The sequence below is a fragment of the Ruegeria sp. AF1 genome, from assembly GCF_056542125.1.
On record NZ_JBQFZG010000018.1, the window covers coordinates 1 to 18,081 of the forward strand.

The window sequence follows — 18,081 nt, forward strand, 5'->3', positions numbered from 1 at the left end:
TAAAGCCCTCAACCGCATGACCCGTCTAGGTCGTGCGACCTATGAACGTGTCGCATAACGAACCGGGGAAAGGGGCAAATGCGGCCCAAGCGCTATTCGTGCAACGCGGTCCGCCAAAGCCTTTCGACGCGCTTGTCATTCACCTGCCAGCCCGCATCTCTCGGCAAAGCCGCGATCCGGCGATAACCGTAGCGGCCATACTGGCGGGCCAATTCTATCATGTCCGCCACCAGGCGCTTCTCATCAGTTCGACCTTTCGGCAGCTTTCGCTGTGTGGATCGGTGCTGTTTCAGGACACGACACGCCCGGCGTTCTGAGACACGCAGTTTGCGGCGCACATGGTTGATGCAGGCACGGCGACGGGCGGGGCTCAGTAGTTTCCCTTGGCCGCCTCCGTCAGGATCAGTTTGTCCAGGGTAAGATCCGAGACGGCCTTTCGAAGACGCTCATTCTCTTTTTGAAGGCGCTTGAGTTCCTTCAACTGATCCGTACCCATTCCGCCGTACTTTTTCTTCCAGCGATAATAGGTCTGTTCAACAAGACCAATCTGCCGGATTGCATCCAGGCGGGACATGCCTTGCCCCATCAATATCTCAACCTGTCGCAACTTCGAGACAATCTCTTCCGGCTTCGGTCGCTTGTTTGCCATTCGTGGTCCTCCGTTTCCTAAACATAACGGTGGACCAGTTCAGTTGGGGAGGCTCACTGCGTTCAGTAAAATTGGATTGCCACTTGGAAGAGGATGGCGGATTGGTGGATCAGAGTAAACGACCCCAAACTTACCAGCCGTCCGCACATTTCGACCAACCTGGAACAAGGGACGCATCGTCGGCCAGAAGCGACGGCACTGGCCGAAACAGGTTTGTGCATCAGATATCGTCAAAGGATGAACTGACTGCGCTCGTCACACTTGCGTTCCTCACTAATCCTCCTATGAAAGTGCAATAAATTTATCGGGGGAAAGCTTGCGATGCGCATGCGCGATACGTTCATCAAACCGATGCACCCTGAAGGTATTCGGTTTGTCGCAATCTTTGCCGCAATAGCTGTCGGCCTGTTTTTACTTTCTGACATTCTGGGTTGGATTGGCGTCGGTCTCACGATCTGGTGTTACTATTTCTTTCGCGACCCGGAACGGGTGCCGCCGACGGAAGAGGGTTTGATCGTCAGCCCGGCGGACGGGGTGGTTTCGCTGATCGAAGCAGCGGTACCTCCGAGCGAACTTGGGATGCCCGACGCGCCGCTTACCCGTGTCAGCGTGTTCATGAGCGTCTTCAACTGCCATGTAAACCGAACGCCAGTTGAAGGTGAGATTGCCGCTGTTGCCTATCGCCCCGGCAAGTTTTTCAACGCATCCCTGGACAAGGCGAGTGCCGACAACGAACGCAACAGCTTGCGTATTCGTATGGCAAACGGTCAGGATCTGGCTGTTGTCCAAATTGCGGGCCTAGTTGCCAGACGGATCGTCTGCTTCGTAAAACCCGGTGACAAGCTGCAAACCGGAGAACGGTTTGGATTGATCCGGTTCGGATCTCGGTTGGATGTTTATCTTCCTGATGGTGTCGAGCCACAGGTGCGTGTCGGGCAAACGATGATTGCGGGCGAAACCGTCCTAGCTAGTTTGCGCACACCTGAACAAAAATAGGTGGTGGGATCTGTGGCAAAACCATCTAAGCAGGAAGAGACCGGGTTCGCGCTGATCCATTTGTTGCCCAATGCGCTGACCATAACAGCTATATGCGCGGGCCTGACGGCGATCAGATTTGGTGTACAGGGCAATTACGTTCTTGCGGTGCAGCTCATTATTGCTGCTTGCGTGCTGGATGGGTTGGACGGGCGTATTGCGCGCCTGCTCAGCAGTGACAGCAAAATCGGCGCGGAACTAGATTCACTCGCAGATTTTCTGAACTTCGGAGTGGCCCCGCCGCTCGTTCTTCATTTTTGGGCCTTGCAGGATATTCAAAACGCAGCATGGCTTGCCGTCCTGTTTTATGCGGTATGCTGCGTGATGCGCCTTGCCCGTTTCAACGTGGGTAGCAAATCCGAAGCCTGTGATCAGAACGATGCCTATTTCAAAGGGGTCCCGGCCCCTGCGGGGGCGCTGTTGGTGATGCTGCCAATGTATGTTTCCTTCGCTTTTGCAGACGCCCCGCTGCTGCCCGGCATATTGATTTGTCTTTACATGGTGGTCATCGGTCTGCTGCTCATCAGCCGGATACCAACCTGGTCTTTCAAGACGACGCGGATCTCGCGCGAGAATGCAAAATACTTTCTCATCGGGGTCGCTGTTGTTGGCGCGGCGCTGCTGACCTATCCCTGGGTCACGCTGATCGCGCTTTGCGTTGGATATGTGGGAACGGTTGCTTGGGCCTGGCGTGGCAAGGAAGTCTCTTCTAACCGTTAAGGACCTGATATGGACATAAAAGCCGTTCAAAACTCCTATGCTCGATGGGCGCCCGTCTATGACAAGACGTTTGGAGCCATCACCTGTGTTGGGCGGCAGCACGCGGTTGACTATATCAATAGACACCCGGGCAAAGTACTGGAGGTCGGCGTGGGCACTGGTCTGTCACTGGAACACTACAAGCCCGAGATGCAGGTGACAGGGATCGATTTCAGCGAGGAGATGCTGAAAAAGGCCCGCGACAAAGTGGAAGCCCAATCACTGAGTCACGTCGAGGAGCTGCGGCAAATGGATGCCCGCTCGCTTGATTTTCCGAACAACCACTTCGATACGGTTGCGGCGATGCATGTGCTGTCCGTCGTTCCCGAACCGGAAAGGGTGATGGCAGAAATAGCGAGGGTCTGCAAACCGGGCGGCAGAGTGGTAATCACCAACCACTTCCAACGAAAGCGGGGTTTGATTGCTTCCCTTGAACGGTTTTTTGCCCCGCTTGCAAACACAATTGGTTGGCATTCTGATTTCGAAATCGACACAGTATTGCAAGAGGATGTACTGACCGTCGGAGAGCAAAGAACCCTGCCACCGCTGGGGATGATGACCTTTTTGGTTTTGACGAAAACAGCATTTGCATAACGGCCTTGTCAACAATTCTCGTGGCCCACAAACTAGGAATTGAGCAACAGGCATTGCCAAGTTGATCGCGCTGTCCTTTTCGGATAGCGCGTAACATGACCATACCGACTTCATTGCCGCGGCTGAAAGCTTCCGTTTTCCTCGTGAAATCATCGCTTATGCGGCGTGGGCATATCATCGGTTTGCGCTCAGCTCGGCGGATGTGGAGGGTTTGTTGGGGGAGCGCGGCGTGATCTTCTGCCGCGAAGCCATTCGCCTTTAGGTGAACCGTTTAGGGTCTCAGTTTGCGGATTGAATCCGACGAGACCGGCCCCAGCCGCACGACAAATGGCATATGGACGAAGTGGTCGTCCCGATCAACGGCGTGAAACATTGGCTGTGGCGTGCAATCGATGGCAATGGAGATGTACTCGACATTCTGATCCAGCCTCGCCGCAATGCCAAAGCCGCAAAGCGTTTTTTCGGTCGATTGGTTGCTGCCTATGGCGAACCACGTGTCGTTATCACGGACAAGCTGCGTAGCTATATACCAAGCCGTTCAAGGTCATCGCGCCGGGCGCCGACCATCGGGCGCACAAGGGGCTCAACAACCGGATCGATGGGTCACACCGGCCGACGCGAAAGCGGGAAAAGATGATGGGTCGGTTCAAATCACTAACCTAAGAGCAACGATTTCTCGTCGCCCATAACCAAATCAATACGATCTTTCGTCCCCGCCGCTATCGCCTTTCCACTCTCTCCTACCGCCATGTCAGAGCCGACGCGTTCAAGCTGTGGCAAGGTTATGCTACCGGGCTATCGGCTTGATTGCGCGGTCTCACGCTTATTCCAATCCACTTCTGATGACTTGGCAATGCCGGTCAACATAATCCGCAAAGGTCAATTCACGCCTGGGCTCCGCCCGTTTCAGCAGTTTAACCAACTGGTAGGATAATCGCCTCTCCAGTTCCATCCTTTCAGTTCTCGAAGATACTTGCGGAGGAACCAGACGGTCCCAAGTTTAAGTCCGAGAGGCTTCAAACGCCTCCCATGCTTTTTCGAACGCGTCGAAATCGAACCCGGTTGCGCGGGCGGGATCCAGAATCAGTTTTTCGGTTTCAAGCAATTTGATAATCGCCTGTTCAAGCTTGCCTACCTCTTCGGGCGGGATCACCAGCGCGCCATGCCGGTCCGCGTGCACGAGATCGCCATCCTTGATCACAAGGCCGAAAACTGTCACCGGTGTGCCAATCTCTTTTACGTGCACAAACCCGTGGCTTGGCCCGACAGACCCTGCAACTACCGGGAATCCATCCGGCAGGTCGCCGAGGTCCCGCATCACGCCGTTGGTCAGAGCGCCGCTGATGCCAAAGCCTTTGTGGACCGTCGTATTGATCTCGCCCCAAAAGGCGCCGACGCAATCTGGATAATCAAGATCCTCAACCACGGTGACAGCCGGGCCACTCCCACTTGCCATATGCCTGTAATAGTCCTTCCGAAGTTGGCGGATCACCTCAGGCGGTTCTGACGGCGGGCTCACAGCAGCGATCTTCGCTGTACGGGCATATCCCACCATCGCCCCCGCATCGGGATCAGAACACAACATCGTGCCCCAGGTAAATTCACTGAATCCGCGCTTGCCCTGCGCCACTTCGATGGCGTTACAAACAGTCGGAGTGTCGACCTTTTTCAGCAGGTCCAGCAAGGATTGGTTCATATCATCTCCAGCCAGCGGATCAGGGCCGCCGTTGTTTGTTGCGGTTGTTCCAATGTCGGCAGGTGGCCGGCGTTTTCGATGATCTCCAACCGGCTTTGTGGCATCAGCTCGTGCATCAACTCATGCCTTGAGACGGGGCACAGGCCATCGTCGCGCCCACAGAGAATGAGTGCTGTGTCGGTGAAGTTGCGCAGAGTGTTGCTCTGGTCAGGGCGATCACGCAGGGCTTTGGATTGATTGACGAAAACGTCCGGGCCAAGATCCATGGCCATGTCCATGCACAAATCCAGAATGGCGGCGCGGCGCGGACCGTCCGTCAGGTAGTTCGGTTTCATCTCTTCGGCCATAACCTTGCGCAGGTTGCCACGTCCGACGGCCTCAATCTGAGGGCCGCGCGTGGCTTTGACCTCGTCCAATTCAGCAAGTGGGTTCGTGTCCATCAATGCCAGACCAGCCACACGGTCCGGTGCCTGACGCAGGATTTCCATCCCCACAATACCACCCATCGAGAGTCCCGCCAGAGCAAAGCGTTTGGGTGCATAGACTAACACATCGGCGGCCAGCGCCTGCATCGTTTCATGGCCTCCGATTGGTGCGCACAGGATCGGGTATTTGCCTGATAAAGCGTCAATCTGCGGAGCGAACAACCGCGCATCGCACATCATTCCGGGCAAGAGGATAAGCGGCGTCATTTGACCAGGGCAGCCCCTTCGGCAAGCGCGCCCAACTTGGCGTAGGCGATATCCGGATCTACCGCACCAAAGCCGGCAAAGGTGCCAAAGCCGCAGTCCGATCCGGCGATTACACGCTCAAGTCCAACGATTTTCGTAAACCGCTCGATACGCTGAGCAATCAGTTCCGGGTGTTCGACAAAATTGGTCGTGGTGTCCACCACACCGGGCACAAGAACCTTGTCATCCGGAATTTCACCCTTGCGGTCACGGAATACCGTCCATTCATGCGCGTGGCGCGGGTTCGAGGTTTCGAACAGTACATAGCGAGATTTGGTGGACATCAGCGTCGAAAACACCTTGTCCATGCCGATGTCGCAGCAATGTGGCCCCTCGTAATTGCCCCAGCAGATATGGACGCGCACCTTGTCGGCTGGGACATTTAGCAATGCGTGGTTCAATGCCTCAACATGCATGTTGGCGATTTTCACGAACTCGTCGTCGGACAGATCGGTGAACAGCATATGCCGCGACAGGGCCAGATCCGGGCAATCCAGCTGCAAATCCAGACCCGCACCAATGATGGTCTCATATTCTTCTTTCATCGCGTCGGCCAGCGCGGCCAGATAGGCCTCGCGCGTTGGGTAGAAGTCATTCTGCAGAAAAAGGGAAATTACCCCTGGGCTGGCGGCGTTCATAAAACCGCGCGCGACCCCGTGTTCGGTCATCGCCGCCTTGAGATTGTCTATGTCCTTCTGCAGCTCAACTTGCCCTATTGAGCGCACCTCGCCCACGCACATGGGCCGTGCATATTGGGGCGTGCCGCCATCATCCGCCAGACGTTGCAGATATCCGGGAAACATTTTGAGGTCCGCAGGCGCATTGCGCGGGCTGTCACCTGCAAAACCGGTATACCGGTCCTTGACGTAAGTGGCGTAAGAAATCTTTGAGGTCTCACCGTCCGAGACGATATCTACCCCAGCCTTGGCTTGTTTCCGCACGGTCTCGGACACGGCAGCGGTCATGCAGGCGTCAAATGCAGCCTGATCGAACGGTTCCTCTCGCTCGCGAGCAAAGATGAAATCAACGACCTTCTGAGTTCGTGGCAGACTTCCCACATGGGTGGTTGAAACGCGGGTCATGTCTTCATCTCCTTCCAAATCTTGATCCAGCACCGGGCCGGAAACCCGGCGCTGGATGCGCTAAGCGCGCCCCGAATGAAACCGGGACACGCAATTTTGGCTTTAGGCACCCGTCCAGGTCGCGCCTGCCGGATCGTCGGTTGCGGTGATACGATACAGCCCCGCTTCTCCGGTCATCGACGGCTCGGCGCTGTAGCTTTCGCCGGGCAGAACCAGTGCGGTGTCGCCGTTGGACAGGGTGGTCTCGACCTCATTGATCCTGATGCGCCAATGGCCGCTGGCCGGCATCAGAACCACGGGTTTGTCCGCCTTGATCTGTTCGGCCACGGCCGAGCCACGGGTCAGGAAATCAACCTCGAACCCTGGCTTGTCCTTGATCAGGCCGTTTTCACCGATCACAACCGCAGGCTTGTCCGCCGCCAGCGCCATCAGGTCCCAGTAGCGGGCGACATATTTGCCGATCACCGCCTCAACGGGAACCTCGGGATAGGCTTTCAGTTCTTCCTCGGTCAGCAATGGCATGGGCTGCACATTGTGCGGCAGTTCCTCGCCCTTCTTGCTGTCATAGAGAACGCCATTGTTGCCCAGCACCAGGCCATGGGCCTGCGCGTCCTCGATCACCTGAGGCGCCCAGGTCACGCCGCCACCGGCATCGTCGCCCCCCAACATCGACATGATCATGCCATAGTCCTGGCCGACATTCTCGAACCCGCGGAAGATGCCGGTCGGGATGTTGAAGATGTCACCTTCTTCAGCGATGAACTCGCCCGCCGTGCCATAACGACCCCAGAAGAACCGCCATCGACCTTTAGCAACAAAGAACACCTCGGCGGTAGTGTGACTGTGCAGTGAGTTGCGGCATTTCGGCGGTTGCCCCGCTGCGCCGATGTTGAACCCGATCTTGTCGGTGATGTGGACGTGCTGATCCGGGCTTTCGCTGACGCCGCCGCCAATGATTGTAAAGTTCTCTTTCTGGTCTGAACCTGGCGTGTGGGCGTCGATGAACGCGGTTTTACAAGGCTTCAGTTCGCCATAACGGACGATGCGGCTTTCGATGGTACTCATATCTTTTCTCCTTTTGATTTGGGTTTGATGAAATCAATCCAAACCACCCGGCGGGCGATTGTTCAGCCGCCGGGCGCGCAGGCTGGCGCGATGGGCGTGGTACCGCCGCAACGCCTGCCCGGCATCCAGATTTGAGATACGGTGCGACATTCTAGAGATCACCGGTCTTCAGCAGAATCTGTTTCCAGATCGAGGTTTCGTCAAACAAGGTGTATTCTTTGCGCAGACCCCACGGACCGAACTCGGCGTGGCTGATGCCCAGCACAAAGACCTCGGCCCCTGTGGGCACGCCGAACACGCCCCAGCCGTCATGCTTGCCGTGCAAAGACCAGCGGATCGCGGCGCGCGGCGGCATCATCGGGTCGTCACGGCCGATCTGATGGTGGATCTTGAATTCGGCACGTGGGAACGCTGCGCGCAGACCCATCCAGAACCTATCAACCGGCCCCCAACTGTGGCCGGTCGTGCCGCCGGGATATTCTGACAGAACAGCGCGGTCGTATTCAGCCTCGATCACCCTCATATCGGCATTCATGATCCGGGTCAGGATATCCGCGTATTTCTGGCCCCATTCACTGTCATTGCCACGGCCTTTATAGGGGCCGGGCCTATCGTTCGCGGGCGTGAGGGGCTGCACGCAGGCGTCTGGCCCACCCTCGCGCGCGATCAGATCGCGGGCGTATTCCTTGGGATCCCAGCCCATCTGCTGCACGATCGCGCTCTGGTCGCGGATGAGCCACTCATCGTTGATCTGGTTGTTTATTGCGTGGCAGTCGGCAAGAATGCGGTAGATCAGTTTCTTGCCAGTCGCCTTGCCATAAACACCGTCACCGAGATGGCTCGCGGTGGATAAAAGGCGATGCGACGACAGCATGCCCTCTTCTGGCGTTCCCGACCAGATCACATCCTCGCCCAACAGTGTACGATCAGGGAACTCTGCAAGGGTCGCCATAGTGGCAGCAATGACATTCTGATTTCCGACAACCACCGACCCAGGCGAACGCACGACGATGTCCGGGGCATAATAGTCGTGCAGCGTCGCAATGCCGCGATCTTCCCAGATTTCTTTGGTGATTCCTATTATGTAATCGGGAAAGTCTTTGAATTTGGGATTAAATCCCTTCATGTCTTCCATCCTTCAGGTATGCGGGCGGAGCCTCGAACAATCAGCGGCCCGTCAATCTCGACCCGACGCGGGCCGGCATCGGGGTCCTCAATCTTGCCAAGCAGAATATCGACAGTTTCGGTGACCATGCGATTGGCAGGCTGTCGAATGGTGGTCAGGTTGTAGGCTGGCCATGAGGCGACAGTGACATCGTCGTACCCGATGACCGAAACGTCGCCCGGAACATTCAGCCCTAATTCGAACCGCAGCGTGTCCATCACGGAAATGGCCATGTGATCGTTGGCGACAAACACAGCATCAGGCGGATCGGCTTCGAACATCCTCAGCGTGGCTTGCCGGGCTTCTTCCGTCGAAAAATTTCCTACCTCACGGGCGTGCAGCGTAACCCCGGCTTTCTGCAAGGCGGCAACAAACCCTGTTTCGCGGTCACGCTGGGTCGAAGCTCCTTCCCACCCGGCGATATATCCAATCTTTTGGTGCCCAGCTGCCAACAGGAACTCAGCCGCCTTTCGACCACCGGCAACGTTGTCGGATGTAACTGACGACATTGCCGTGTCATCTTGTGCCCGATTGAACAACACCATCGGTATACCGGCCGTTCGGCAGCGGTCGGACAAATCCGAGGACAAAGCCACCGAAGCGGCGATGATCCCTTCGACCTGAAAGTCGAGTATTTCTTCGACCACATTGTCGATGTTTCCAGACTCATGCGAAGCCATGAATATCAGCACGTGGTATCCACGTTCCTGTAACGTGTTTGTCAGCTTCTCCAGCGCCTCGGGATAGAACTGGTTGTTCAGATAGGCCACGACAAGCCCGATGATCCGGCTTTTCCCGGACACCACAGCGCGGGCCAGAACGTTCGGGCGATAGCCCAGTTCCTTGGCCGCCTTGCGCACCTTTTCAACGGTTTTTTTCGACGCCGACGCGCCGGGGGTGAACACACGGCTGACCGCAGATTGGCTGACCCCGGCGAGACGGGCAACTTCCAGTGATGTAACTTTTTGTGTCGCCATCAGTCTGCCGTCCAACCTCCGTCAACTATCAATGCCGTGCCCGTCACCAGCGCCGACGCGTCCGAGGCCAGATAAACCACCGCCCCCATGATGTCCTCAATCTCTCCCGGGCGACCCAGTTTTATCTTGTCCAGAATCCAGGCCCGCTTATCCGGATCGTCGAAAGTCGACTTTGTCAGATCCGTCAGAATGAAGGTGGGGCAAATCGTGTTAACCCGGATCTTTGACGGTCCGAACTCAAGCGCCATCGCCTTGGTGAAGCCTTCAACCGCGAATTTCGACGCACAATAAACCGCGCGTTCGCGACCACCAACATGGCCCATCTGGCTAGAGATATTGATCAGTGAACCGGGACGGCCGACGTCGAGTAGGCCTTTGGCAACAGCCTGGGTCAGGAAATATGCACCTTTGACATTGACGCCTATCACCGCATCGAAATCTTCAGGCTGTGTTTCCACGGCCTTGCCGTGTCGGGCAAGCCCGGCTGAGTTCAGCAGAATATCGAACGGCCCATTTTGCGCTACAGCTTCAGCGGTTGCCGCCACGTCCGAAACATCCAGTTCCAGAGCCCTGGCAGACCATCCCTGCGCCGACATATCTTTTGCAATATCCTGCAGCGCACCTGCACGGCGCGCTGCCAAAGTGACCTCAGCACCATGTTCCGCCAGCGCCACAGCGCAGGCCATGCCTATGCCCGACGAGGCTCCGGCGACCAAAGCTCGCTTGCCGCTCAGGTCGAAACTGGGGGTGCTGGGAAAATGGGGCATATCAGACCTCGCCGACCGGGAATGGGATGGTGCCCGGTACACGTGCCTTATTGAACTCACGCAGTCGGGCAAAAACATCTACGCCCAATTGCCGATACACGTCCAGCAGATCGACCAACACCCAATTCTCGCGGATCAGCCCACCTTCCAGACGCCAGAAATCAAGTGACTTCAAAGTGATCCGTTTGCCCGAAGACGCAATCCCCATCCAGCCGTCATGGGTGACGGTCTGGATCATGTTCGGCCAGCCAGTCACAGCGGCGTAGTCGCCATCACCAAAAAAATGAAAGGTAATCTCGTCAGCGTGCTGGCCACGATCGGGCATTCCGTTGAGGAAGGGAATCTGGTGCCAGTTGCGGAATCCCGCGATACCGCGCGCTGTCCCGATCCCGGCGGGGCCGTACCAGTTCATGCGCGGATGCCAGAACCGCTCCATCTCCATCACTTCGGGCCCACCCTGGCTGGGGTGTTTCTCAAGATGTTTCAGCATGTCGACGATATGATTGCACGAGGCCAGAGATTTCACCTCATCCCACGGTCCGGATACAACGCCATCCAGAGACGCCGGGCCGGGAATGCAGAACTCCAGCCCCAGAGACGGGGCCATTGGCCAGGCATTCGCCTGCATCATGACTTCGGGAATATCCCAGAGTGTCTGGATCTCGACAACCTTGCCTTCTTCGAAACGGTAGAATTCGTGGAACCGCATATGGACCAAATGCCCGGTCGGCGGGATGTCCAGCCAGGGGGCGACAAAGGTGCCGAAGTAGTGGCCGCCGCAGCCGACCCAGTCGTTGCCCTGTTCTGTCCGACCACCCATTACGATCCAGTCGCGACGCTCAAGATCGGGCATGGATTTTTGTATCGGCGCATAACAGGTGTCATAGAGTTCCTGCGGGCCGGTCAGATCTCCGAATGGATACAACATGTGGATGGCAGCATCGGGCGCGATTACCGCCTCCAGCGCATCTCGTACCCCGGCTTCGTCGAATTTATACATAGCCTCGCGCAGGGGCGCGATCAGGGCCTTGTGGGTAGAGTAAGTATCCATTGCGAAATCTCGCATCGTGTTAACTTCTTATCCAAAAAATTCTGTAGCGCCCCGGTCGATTCCGGGCGCAAGATTCGTCCCGCTTACGAGGACGCCTCCGCCGTCTCGCGATATGGTGCGCCTTCACCATAGGGCACGTTGATGCCCCCGTAACGCCGGAGGCGGATGTTGCATTGTTCGGCATGGCCGACAAAGCCTTCCAGCATGCACAGGCGCGAGCCGTATTCGCCGATCATCGCCGCGGCCTCATCAGTGACGACTTTCTGATAGCTGTGGGTTTTCATGAATTTGCCGACCCAGAGCCCGCCGGTATAGCGCCCGGCCTTCTTGGTCGGCAGTGTATGATTGGTTCCGATCACCTTGTCGCCGTTGGCCACGTTGGTGCGCGGCCCCAGGAACAGCGCGCCATAACAGGTCATGTTTTCCAGAAACCAGTCGTCGCGGTCGGTCATGACCTGAACGTGCTCGGAGGCAATGTCTTCGGCCATTTGCAGCATCTCGTCATAGGTGTCGCAGACGATGACCTCGCCATATTCTTCCCAGCTGACTTTGGCGGTACCTGCGGTGGGCAGGATTCCGAGGATTCGGTCGATCTCGCTCAGTGTTTCTTGGGCCAGCTTGTGCGAGTTGGTGACGAGAACGCAGGGGCTGTTATAGCCATGCTCGGCCTGTCCCAGCAAATCGGTCGCACAAAGCTCGGCATCTGCAGCAGTTTCATCGGCGATGACCATCGTCTCGGTCGGACCCGCGAAAAGATCGATACCGACGCGGCCAAACAGCTGGCGCTTGGCTTCGGCCACAAAGGCGTTGCCGGGGCCAACCAGCATGTGAACCGGATCAATGGTCTCAGTCCCGATCGCCATGGCGCCGATGGCCTGGATCCCACCCATCACGTAGATCTCGTGGGCACCGCCCAGATGCATCGCTGCGATTACGGCCGCATTGGGTTTGCCCTGAAACGGCGGGGTACATGCGATGATGCGCGGAACACCCGCAACCTTTGCTGTTGCGACCGACATATGCGCCGATGCCACCATCGGGAACTTGCCGCCCGGCACGTAGCAGCCAACCGACTGCACAGGGATGTTCTTGTGACCCAAAATCACTCCTGGCAGAGTTTCAACCTCGATATCCAGCATCGAGTCGCGTTGTGCCTGCGCAAAGTTCGTCACCTGCTTCTGCGCGAATTTGATATCGGCCAGTTCGCGTTCAGTCAGCGAGTTGATCAATTCGTCGATCTGATCCTGGCTTAGACGGAAGCATTCCGGCGAGTAATTGTCGAACTTCTCTGACAGCTCACGCACAGCGGTATCGCCGCGGGTTTCGATATCCGCCAGCGTTGCCTCGACAACAGCTCGGGTTTTGGCATCGTCTTCTGCTCGGTCAGCTTCTGGTTTGCCGCGTTTCAGGTATTCAATAGCCATTGTCTCTATCCTCAGTTTTCAGGCCGGGGTGGAGTTTTTTCTCCCCGGTCAAATGCTTCCCAGCCTTCGCCATTGAACAGATCAACGCCAAGCTGCGTGGCGACATGGGCGAAGTCGACATTCACCCAATTGTCGATGATCTTGCCATCGACGACTTTCCAGAAATCCATGTAACGGATCTCGACCCGCTTTCCCGTCGGAGCGATGCCCAAGAACTCGCCCGAATGAGTCGCCTCCTGTCGGCCAAAAGCGGCAGCCCACTCGCCCATGTAAAGTCGGGCCTCGTCGATGCAGGTCTTATCAGAAAATGCTGCCTGGAACGGGCGCTGCCAGTTGTTCTGAAACTCCTTGAGCCCAGTTTTGGTGCCGCAGCCCTGGTTGCCGATCCAGCGGAACCCTTCTGCGAAGAATTCGCCGATATCGTCGATGCGGTGATCATTCAAACCATCGACCATGCCCTCGATCACGGCGCGGGTCTCGTCGGTTTTTCTCATGTCCGTGTTACGTGTCAGCACGGCCTGTTCGGGGCGGGAGCCCTTCATGTGTCTTTTCCTTTTATGGTTACCAAGGGGTTTTCTGTGTCGACTGGGAAGGTCAGCCTGCTGTCAGAAAATCCCTTGGCATCCGGTTGAGCGCCGGGTGGCGCGCAATGGCGTTATGTCTGGCAGAACAGCTCATTGGGTCTGTTCAGAAATTTCGGCAAAAAGGTCGTAACCCAGTTGCAACAGCAGATGTGGAATATCGAGCATGCACCAGTTCTCGATGATCTTGCCGTCTGCGCAGCGCCACCAGTCGCAGTCACGCATAAAAACGCGCTTTCCCGTTGGCTCCAGGCCGAGGAAGGGTTTGACGTGGACGCCGGTGATCTGCGGCCAGCCGCACAGGAATGCATAGTCGCCATCCCCGGCCTTGCAATTCGAACCAACGCCGGTGACGCCTGCATCCGTGCCGTCGCCCCAGCCCTCGAACGTGTTTTCGAAAGGGGACTGGAAGCCGGCAAACGCATCCACTGTCGCATAAGAGCCCAGCCCGCCAGGACCGTACCACACCATTCGGTCATCCCAATAAGGTCGCCAGCTTTGGTCTTCGGTCGTCAGCTGTATTAGCATGTCCTCGACCAGATCTGCTGTGGCGCGTGACTGCGCTGGGTCTGATGGCCCAATGACGATGCCGTCATGAGTTGCCGGACCTGGCACGACACCTTCATAGCCCTGTAGGTTCAAAGGCCAGAGGCCGAGTGCGATGATCAGTTCTGCAAAGCCGAGGAAGACATAGGATTCGACGATCTTGCCATCTTCCATTCGGTGGAATTCACCAAACCGCAGAAATGCCAGTTTGCCACTGGGTGGAATACCACAAAGCGGTCGCGTGAAATGACCATGGAAATACCCGGTTGAGGTGACCCACTCGCTTCCCAGGTATTCGCCACCCGTGACCACATAGTTCTGACGGGTGAGCCCCTCGAACGCCTCTGATATCGCAAAGATGACAGAGCTGACGTAGCCGTTGCCATCGTGGGCTGCATTGATCGGATGGCTCGCTTCGGTAGTGGCCGTTGCGGCGAAAATCTCGCTGCCGGCCGTCTCCATGGTCTCGCCGAGGCCCTTATCAAAGCTTTCGAGAAACTGACGATAAAGCTGTTTGTTTTCAAACGTGGTTCCGGTAGCAATACCCATCGCTGGGCGATTTGCGCGCTTGTTCATGGCGCTTTCCTTTTTAGAACGTGTTCCTATTCGCTGTGACGGTGTGCTGGCACGAGGACCTGCGCGCATCAAAGCAAATGGAATTCGTCCCGGCCGACGGGCCCCGCGCGCAGCCAAGTTCAGGCTGGCTGCGGGCGCGTGGGCAGATACGGACTGAGGATGAGTGCGCCCCATTTTTGTCAGCCTTTCACAGCCCCGGCGGTCAGGCCGCCCACGATCTGACGCTGGAAGAACATCACCAGGAGGAACAGTGGAACTGTGGCTGAAACCACCGCCGCAACAGCAAACATCACGTTGCCCTCAGTCTGTGTTGTACCGAGGAAGGCGGCGATGGCAGGCACCATTGTGCGGTTGCTTTCGGACAGCAGCATCGCGCCCACAGCAAAATCGTTATAGGCCAACAGGAAGGAGAACAGCCCGGTGGTAATGACACCCGGCCACATCACCGGAATGATCACGCGTCGGAAAGCCTGAAACTGGTTGCATCCGTCGACCTTGGCACTTTCATCCAACTCGCTCGGGATGTTCTTGAAGAAGGAATGCAGCATCCACAGGGTGAACGGCTGGTTGATTGCCACCAGCACGATAATGGTGGTCGGAAGAATCCCCCAAACATTCCATTCAAAGAAGGGCAGAAGATATCCTGAGACCAGAGTGATTGGCGGCATTGCACGGAAAATCAACGCCGTGATCAAAAGCCAAAATGTGTAGTTATAGGTTGACCGCGAAAGGGCGTAACCCCCTAACGTTCCGATGGTCAGCGAGATGGTAACTACAAAGAAACACACGATCCCGGTGTTCAGAACATTGCGCCAGAACTCTTCCTGAATCCATGCGCCCTCATATCCGGTGGTGGTGAACGGCGAGCCGTAAACCGCTTCGGTTCGGGCGCCGGTCAGGGCGTTGGTCCAGTCAGCGATCGAGAAGAAATCCAGCTCGACCTTGAACGATCCCCAAACCGTCCAAAGGAACGGAAAGGCGGCCAGGATAAACCAAAGGAGCACAAACAGGGACGAGGCGATCCGAAGGCTTGTAGGCATTCTTTGTGCGCGGCTGGCCATATTATCTCGCTCCTTTGAAATCGCGCCAGGTGCGGACAAGCACGGGCGACAGAAGAATGGCGACCCCGATTATCGTCATCACAGAGGTAGCGGCAGCGGAAGACAGTTGCCGAGTCTCGCCACCGAGATCGTAAAAGATGAAGGTGCTGAGTGATTGCGCATGCGCTTGTGCGCTGAAGCCGATAATAGGTTCAAACACCTTGAAGTTATCCATCAACTGGATCAGCGCAACAAATGTGACCAGAGGCATGAGGTGGGGAACAACCACAAATTTGACCTGTTGCCAGCGCGTAGCCCCGTCGATCTGGGCAGCCTCGATCTGGTCTTGGGGCAAGGTTTGCAGACCAGCATAGAACACGACAAAGGCAAAAGGAGCGGCGTGCCAAACACCATAGACCATCAGTGCTACCCACATCAGCCCTGTTGAGGCTTTTAGGCTGAAATTCGGATCTCCGGCCAGATATACGAGGGCGTTTCCGATCACCCCGCGACTGTCAATCATCCAAAACAGGATGAGCGAGCCGATCAGCGGGGTCACAATCATGGGCAGAAGAGAGAAAAAGATCATCAGACCCTTGAGTTGCCGGTGCAAGGAGTTGACCGCCAACGCAATCAACAGCCCCAATACAATTGTGAGCGGTGTCACGACAGCTACGAAGGTCAGCGTAAACGCCATTGCCCGATAAAAGGGCAAATTCCCGAGCTCCGAGAAAAACTCGCCCCAATTGTCACTCGAGGCCCAGATTTGACCAAACTCCTGTGTCGCCAGATGGCCTCGATTAAAGTAAATGTCCAATCCCACAAACCGGCCCAGAGGTTGCTCGGCGCGAAGGGCCGCAGTGGCCGCTTGATCAACAGTGGTCTCGGTTGTGCATCCGATAAGCGGGGTGCAGTTCTCAACCTCCAACAGAACGGCCGGGTGCGGGGCGAAAATCGATTGGGTCACCACCGAGACAATAGGCATGGCGATGAACAACAACATCGCAAGACCTGTGGGCAAGAAGAACCAAAGGAATGTCTTATGGCGCACGTTGCAATCCTCTCATCGGTGTGTTTGTGCGGACGCCGTTCAAGAACGCCCGCACAAGGCACATCTTATTGAAGGTAACCTTGCTCGATGGCGGCAGCCCGATAAGCAGCCTCGACATCGGCCAATGCCTGCTCGGCTGATTCCTTACCTTGCATGAAGTCCGCAAGTTCGTTGCCGAGCGCCGTGTGCATCAAGCCCATGTAAGGCAACATCGGATAGGGCAGTGTACCCATCTTGGCTGCCGCAAACACACCTTGGGCATCTTTACCAGGCTGGTAACCTTCGATAAGCCAGACTGCCAGAGGCGTGGTTTCATCATTCAGCATGTCCGGGCGGATGCCGTGCTTCATAGCAATGAACGTGGCCTCAGCTTCTTCATCCGGAATGTTTTTTCCGACAGTCCAACCGTCCCACCACAGGGTCGTCGCTGGTGTGGTGCCGCCGCCAACCGTCAGCGGAGCGCCAATCGCATGGCCATCGATCACCTCCTGTAGCACACCTTCGGTAGTGGTTTGCTGCGATGCGCGCGAGCCCCACATATTCATGATCGCAACGTTGCCAGCGCGGTATTCGGCATTGGTGGCATTAGAGTCATGCGTCAGGAAGTCGGGATTCATGTATTCCGACAAAGCCTTCATCATGTTCAGGGCGTTGACACCGGCCTCAGAATTCACGTTGGGTTCCGCCGTACCGGGTTTAAAATGGCTGCCGCCATAGCCAAGGAACATATTGTTGAATTCCTGCGCCAGGTTCCAACCCGATGCATAGGCTCCACCAACCGGGTTTTGCATGATGCCCTGCGCACGAATGGCCTCGGCCACCTCGAGCATTTCCTCATAGGTGGTCGGCACTTCGACGCCAGCCTGTTCCAGAACATCCTTGCGATACATCAGATGCTGCGCGTTCGCCATAAAGGCGACGGCCATGATGTTGTCGCCAATCTTGATCAGCTGCCCAGGCTGCAGGTCCTGGCCATATTTTTCCACCAGATCATTGAGCGGACGAATAACGTCTTCGTTCATCAGTGCCACAACCGAACTATTGGCGATGATTGCGGTTGTGTATTCCGACGGATTGCCTGACAGGCCAGCCACGTTGATGGTCTGGTGCTCGGATGTCAGGTTGGATTCTACCGGCGCTCCGGTGCATTCCTTTGCTCCGGCTGCGACGGCCTGGATGGCCGCAAATTCATTACCGACTATGTTGACACGTGCGCCGATTTCGCAGGCATATCCTGCGCTTGCGGCAAAGGCGGCTACCGAGCCGGCCAATGCAATATTCTTCAGAAACAT

Annotated in this window: 17 protein-coding genes and 3 pseudogenes; 5 read left to right on the forward strand and 15 right to left on the reverse strand. The window is 56.6% G+C overall.

What is annotated here, in order from left to right:
* Positions 1–110 precede the first annotated feature (110 nt).
* Positions 111–649 (reverse strand): annotated as a pseudogene (locus ACR0BK_RS17635) (transposase); the annotation flags it as partial.
* Between the two features lie 321 nt (positions 650–970).
* Between ACR0BK_RS17635 and ACR0BK_RS17640 the strand changes: the two are divergent.
* The 5 genes and pseudogenes from ACR0BK_RS17640 to ACR0BK_RS17660 all read left to right on the forward strand — a co-directional run.
* The gene (locus tag ACR0BK_RS17640) at positions 971–1,645 is read left to right on the forward strand and encodes a phosphatidylserine decarboxylase (RefSeq protein WP_480495278.1); all 675 of its coding nucleotides are present in this window, start codon (positions 971–973) and stop codon (positions 1,643–1,645) included.
* 12 nt (positions 1,646–1,657) lie between these two features.
* Positions 1,658–2,404: a CDP-diacylglycerol--serine O-phosphatidyltransferase gene (gene pssA / locus ACR0BK_RS17645; protein ID WP_480495276.1), complete on the forward strand. Its 747-nt coding sequence runs from the start codon at positions 1,658–1,660 to the stop codon at positions 2,402–2,404.
* A 9-nt stretch (positions 2,405–2,413) separates the two neighbouring features.
* Entirely contained in the window at positions 2,414–3,037 is a 624-nt protein-coding gene (locus ACR0BK_RS17650; RefSeq protein WP_480555734.1) for a class I SAM-dependent methyltransferase, read from the forward strand.
* A 95-nt stretch (positions 3,038–3,132) separates the two neighbouring features.
* Positions 3,133–3,844, forward strand: a pseudogene (locus ACR0BK_RS17655) (IS6 family transposase).
* Between the two features lie 52 nt (positions 3,845–3,896).
* A pseudogene (locus ACR0BK_RS17660) lies at positions 3,897–3,971 on the forward strand (IS6 family transposase); the annotation flags it as partial.
* A 66-nt stretch (positions 3,972–4,037) separates the two neighbouring features.
* Here the strand turns inward: ACR0BK_RS17660 and ACR0BK_RS17665 are convergent.
* The 14 genes from ACR0BK_RS17665 to ACR0BK_RS17730 all read right to left on the reverse strand — a co-directional run bounded on the left by ACR0BK_RS17665 (position 4,038) and on the right by ACR0BK_RS17730 (position 18,081).
* Positions 4,038–4,733: an RraA family protein gene (locus tag ACR0BK_RS17665; RefSeq protein ID WP_480520790.1), complete on the reverse strand. Its 696-nt coding sequence runs from the start codon at positions 4,731–4,733 to the stop codon at positions 4,038–4,040.
* Positions 4,730–5,425, reverse strand: coding sequence for an alpha/beta fold hydrolase (locus tag ACR0BK_RS17670; RefSeq protein WP_480555736.1), 696 nt, complete (start codon positions 5,423–5,425; stop codon positions 4,730–4,732). Before ACR0BK_RS17670 ends, ACR0BK_RS17665 begins: the two co-directional genes overlap by 4 nt.
* Entirely contained in the window at positions 5,422–6,546 is a 1,125-nt protein-coding gene (locus ACR0BK_RS17675; RefSeq protein ID WP_480555738.1) for a cobalamin-independent methionine synthase II family protein, read from the reverse strand. The genes ACR0BK_RS17670 and ACR0BK_RS17675 overlap by 4 nt, the downstream gene beginning before the upstream one ends.
* Before the next feature lie 102 nt (positions 6,547–6,648).
* Positions 6,649–7,611, reverse strand: a complete 963-nt coding sequence (locus ACR0BK_RS17680; RefSeq protein ID WP_480520786.1) for a cupin domain-containing protein — start codon at positions 7,609–7,611, stop codon at positions 6,649–6,651.
* Positions 7,612–7,762: 151 nt separating this feature from the next.
* A complete protein-coding gene (locus tag ACR0BK_RS17685) occupies positions 7,763–8,737 on the reverse strand; it encodes a nuclear transport factor 2 family protein (RefSeq protein WP_480484715.1) in 975 nt (324 codons plus the stop codon).
* On the reverse strand, positions 8,734–9,753 hold the full coding sequence (locus tag ACR0BK_RS17690; RefSeq protein WP_480477938.1) for a LacI family DNA-binding transcriptional regulator: 1,020 nt from the start codon (positions 9,751–9,753) through the stop codon (positions 8,734–8,736). The genes ACR0BK_RS17685 and ACR0BK_RS17690 overlap by 4 nt, the downstream gene beginning before the upstream one ends.
* Positions 9,753–10,520, reverse strand: coding sequence for an SDR family NAD(P)-dependent oxidoreductase (locus ACR0BK_RS17695; protein ID WP_480555740.1), 768 nt, complete (start codon positions 10,518–10,520; stop codon positions 9,753–9,755). The genes ACR0BK_RS17690 and ACR0BK_RS17695 overlap by 1 nt, the downstream gene beginning before the upstream one ends.
* A 1-nt stretch (position 10,521) precedes the next feature.
* On the reverse strand, positions 10,522–11,571 hold the full coding sequence (locus ACR0BK_RS17700; RefSeq protein ID WP_480555742.1) for an ester cyclase: 1,050 nt from the start codon (positions 11,569–11,571) through the stop codon (positions 10,522–10,524).
* Positions 11,572–11,654: 83 nt separating this feature from the next.
* Positions 11,655–12,995: a histidinol dehydrogenase gene (gene hisD / locus ACR0BK_RS17705; protein WP_480555744.1), complete on the reverse strand. Its 1,341-nt coding sequence runs from the start codon at positions 12,993–12,995 to the stop codon at positions 11,655–11,657.
* An 11-nt stretch (positions 12,996–13,006) separates the two neighbouring features.
* Complete coding sequence (locus ACR0BK_RS17710; protein WP_480555746.1) at positions 13,007–13,537, reverse strand: ester cyclase; 531 nt, start codon at positions 13,535–13,537, stop codon at positions 13,007–13,009.
* A 132-nt stretch (positions 13,538–13,669) separates the two neighbouring features.
* Positions 13,670–14,698 carry an ester cyclase gene (locus ACR0BK_RS17715; protein WP_480555748.1) on the reverse strand — a complete coding sequence of 343 codons (1,029 nt, stop codon included), beginning with the start codon at positions 14,696–14,698 and terminating at the stop codon, positions 13,670–13,672.
* A 179-nt stretch (positions 14,699–14,877) separates the two neighbouring features.
* Entirely contained in the window at positions 14,878–15,759 is an 882-nt protein-coding gene (locus ACR0BK_RS17720; protein ID WP_480477928.1) for a carbohydrate ABC transporter permease, read from the reverse strand.
* Between the two features lies 1 nt (position 15,760).
* Positions 15,761–16,789 carry a carbohydrate ABC transporter permease gene (locus ACR0BK_RS17725; RefSeq protein ID WP_480520775.1) on the reverse strand — a complete coding sequence of 343 codons (1,029 nt, stop codon included), beginning with the start codon at positions 16,787–16,789 and terminating at the stop codon, positions 15,761–15,763.
* A 65-nt stretch (positions 16,790–16,854) separates the two neighbouring features.
* Positions 16,855–18,081, reverse strand: coding sequence for an ABC transporter substrate-binding protein (locus tag ACR0BK_RS17730; protein WP_480520773.1), 1,227 nt, complete (start codon positions 18,079–18,081; stop codon positions 16,855–16,857).

Coding starts and splice junctions, on each gene's coding strand:
- ACR0BK_RS17640 (WP_480495278.1), top strand. CDS start 971: ATGCGCATGCGCGATACGTTCATCAAACCGATGCACCCTGAAGGTATT.
- ACR0BK_RS17650 (WP_480555734.1), top strand. CDS start 2,414: ATGGACATAAAAGCCGTTCAAAACTCCTATGCTCGATGGGCGCCCGTC.
- ACR0BK_RS17665 (WP_480520790.1), bottom strand. CDS start 4,733: ATGAACCAATCCTTGCTGGACCTGCTGAAAAAGGTCGACACTCCGACT.
- ACR0BK_RS17670 (WP_480555736.1), bottom strand. CDS start 5,425: ATGACGCCGCTTATCCTCTTGCCCGGAATGATGTGCGATGCGCGGTTG.
- ACR0BK_RS17675 (WP_480555738.1), bottom strand. CDS start 6,546: ATGACCCGCGTTTCAACCACCCATGTGGGAAGTCTGCCACGAACTCAG.
- ACR0BK_RS17680 (WP_480520786.1), bottom strand. CDS start 7,611: ATGAGTACCATCGAAAGCCGCATCGTCCGTTATGGCGAACTGAAGCCT.
- ACR0BK_RS17685 (WP_480484715.1), bottom strand. CDS start 8,737: ATGAAGGGATTTAATCCCAAATTCAAAGACTTTCCCGATTACATAATA.
- ACR0BK_RS17690 (WP_480477938.1), bottom strand. CDS start 9,753: ATGGCGACACAAAAAGTTACATCACTGGAAGTTGCCCGTCTCGCCGGG.
- ACR0BK_RS17695 (WP_480555740.1), bottom strand. CDS start 10,520: ATGCCCCATTTTCCCAGCACCCCCAGTTTCGACCTGAGCGGCAAGCGA.
- ACR0BK_RS17700 (WP_480555742.1), bottom strand. CDS start 11,571: ATGGATACTTACTCTACCCACAAGGCCCTGATCGCGCCCCTGCGCGAG.
- hisD (WP_480555744.1), bottom strand. CDS start 12,995: ATGGCTATTGAATACCTGAAACGCGGCAAACCAGAAGCTGACCGAGCA.
- ACR0BK_RS17710 (WP_480555746.1), bottom strand. CDS start 13,537: ATGAAGGGCTCCCGCCCCGAACAGGCCGTGCTGACACGTAACACGGAC.
- ACR0BK_RS17715 (WP_480555748.1), bottom strand. CDS start 14,698: ATGAACAAGCGCGCAAATCGCCCAGCGATGGGTATTGCTACCGGAACC.
- ACR0BK_RS17720 (WP_480477928.1), bottom strand. CDS start 15,759: ATGGCCAGCCGCGCACAAAGAATGCCTACAAGCCTTCGGATCGCCTCG.
- ACR0BK_RS17730 (WP_480520773.1), bottom strand. CDS start 18,081: ATGTTTCTGAAGAATATTGCATTGGCCGGCTCGGTAGCCGCCTTTGCC.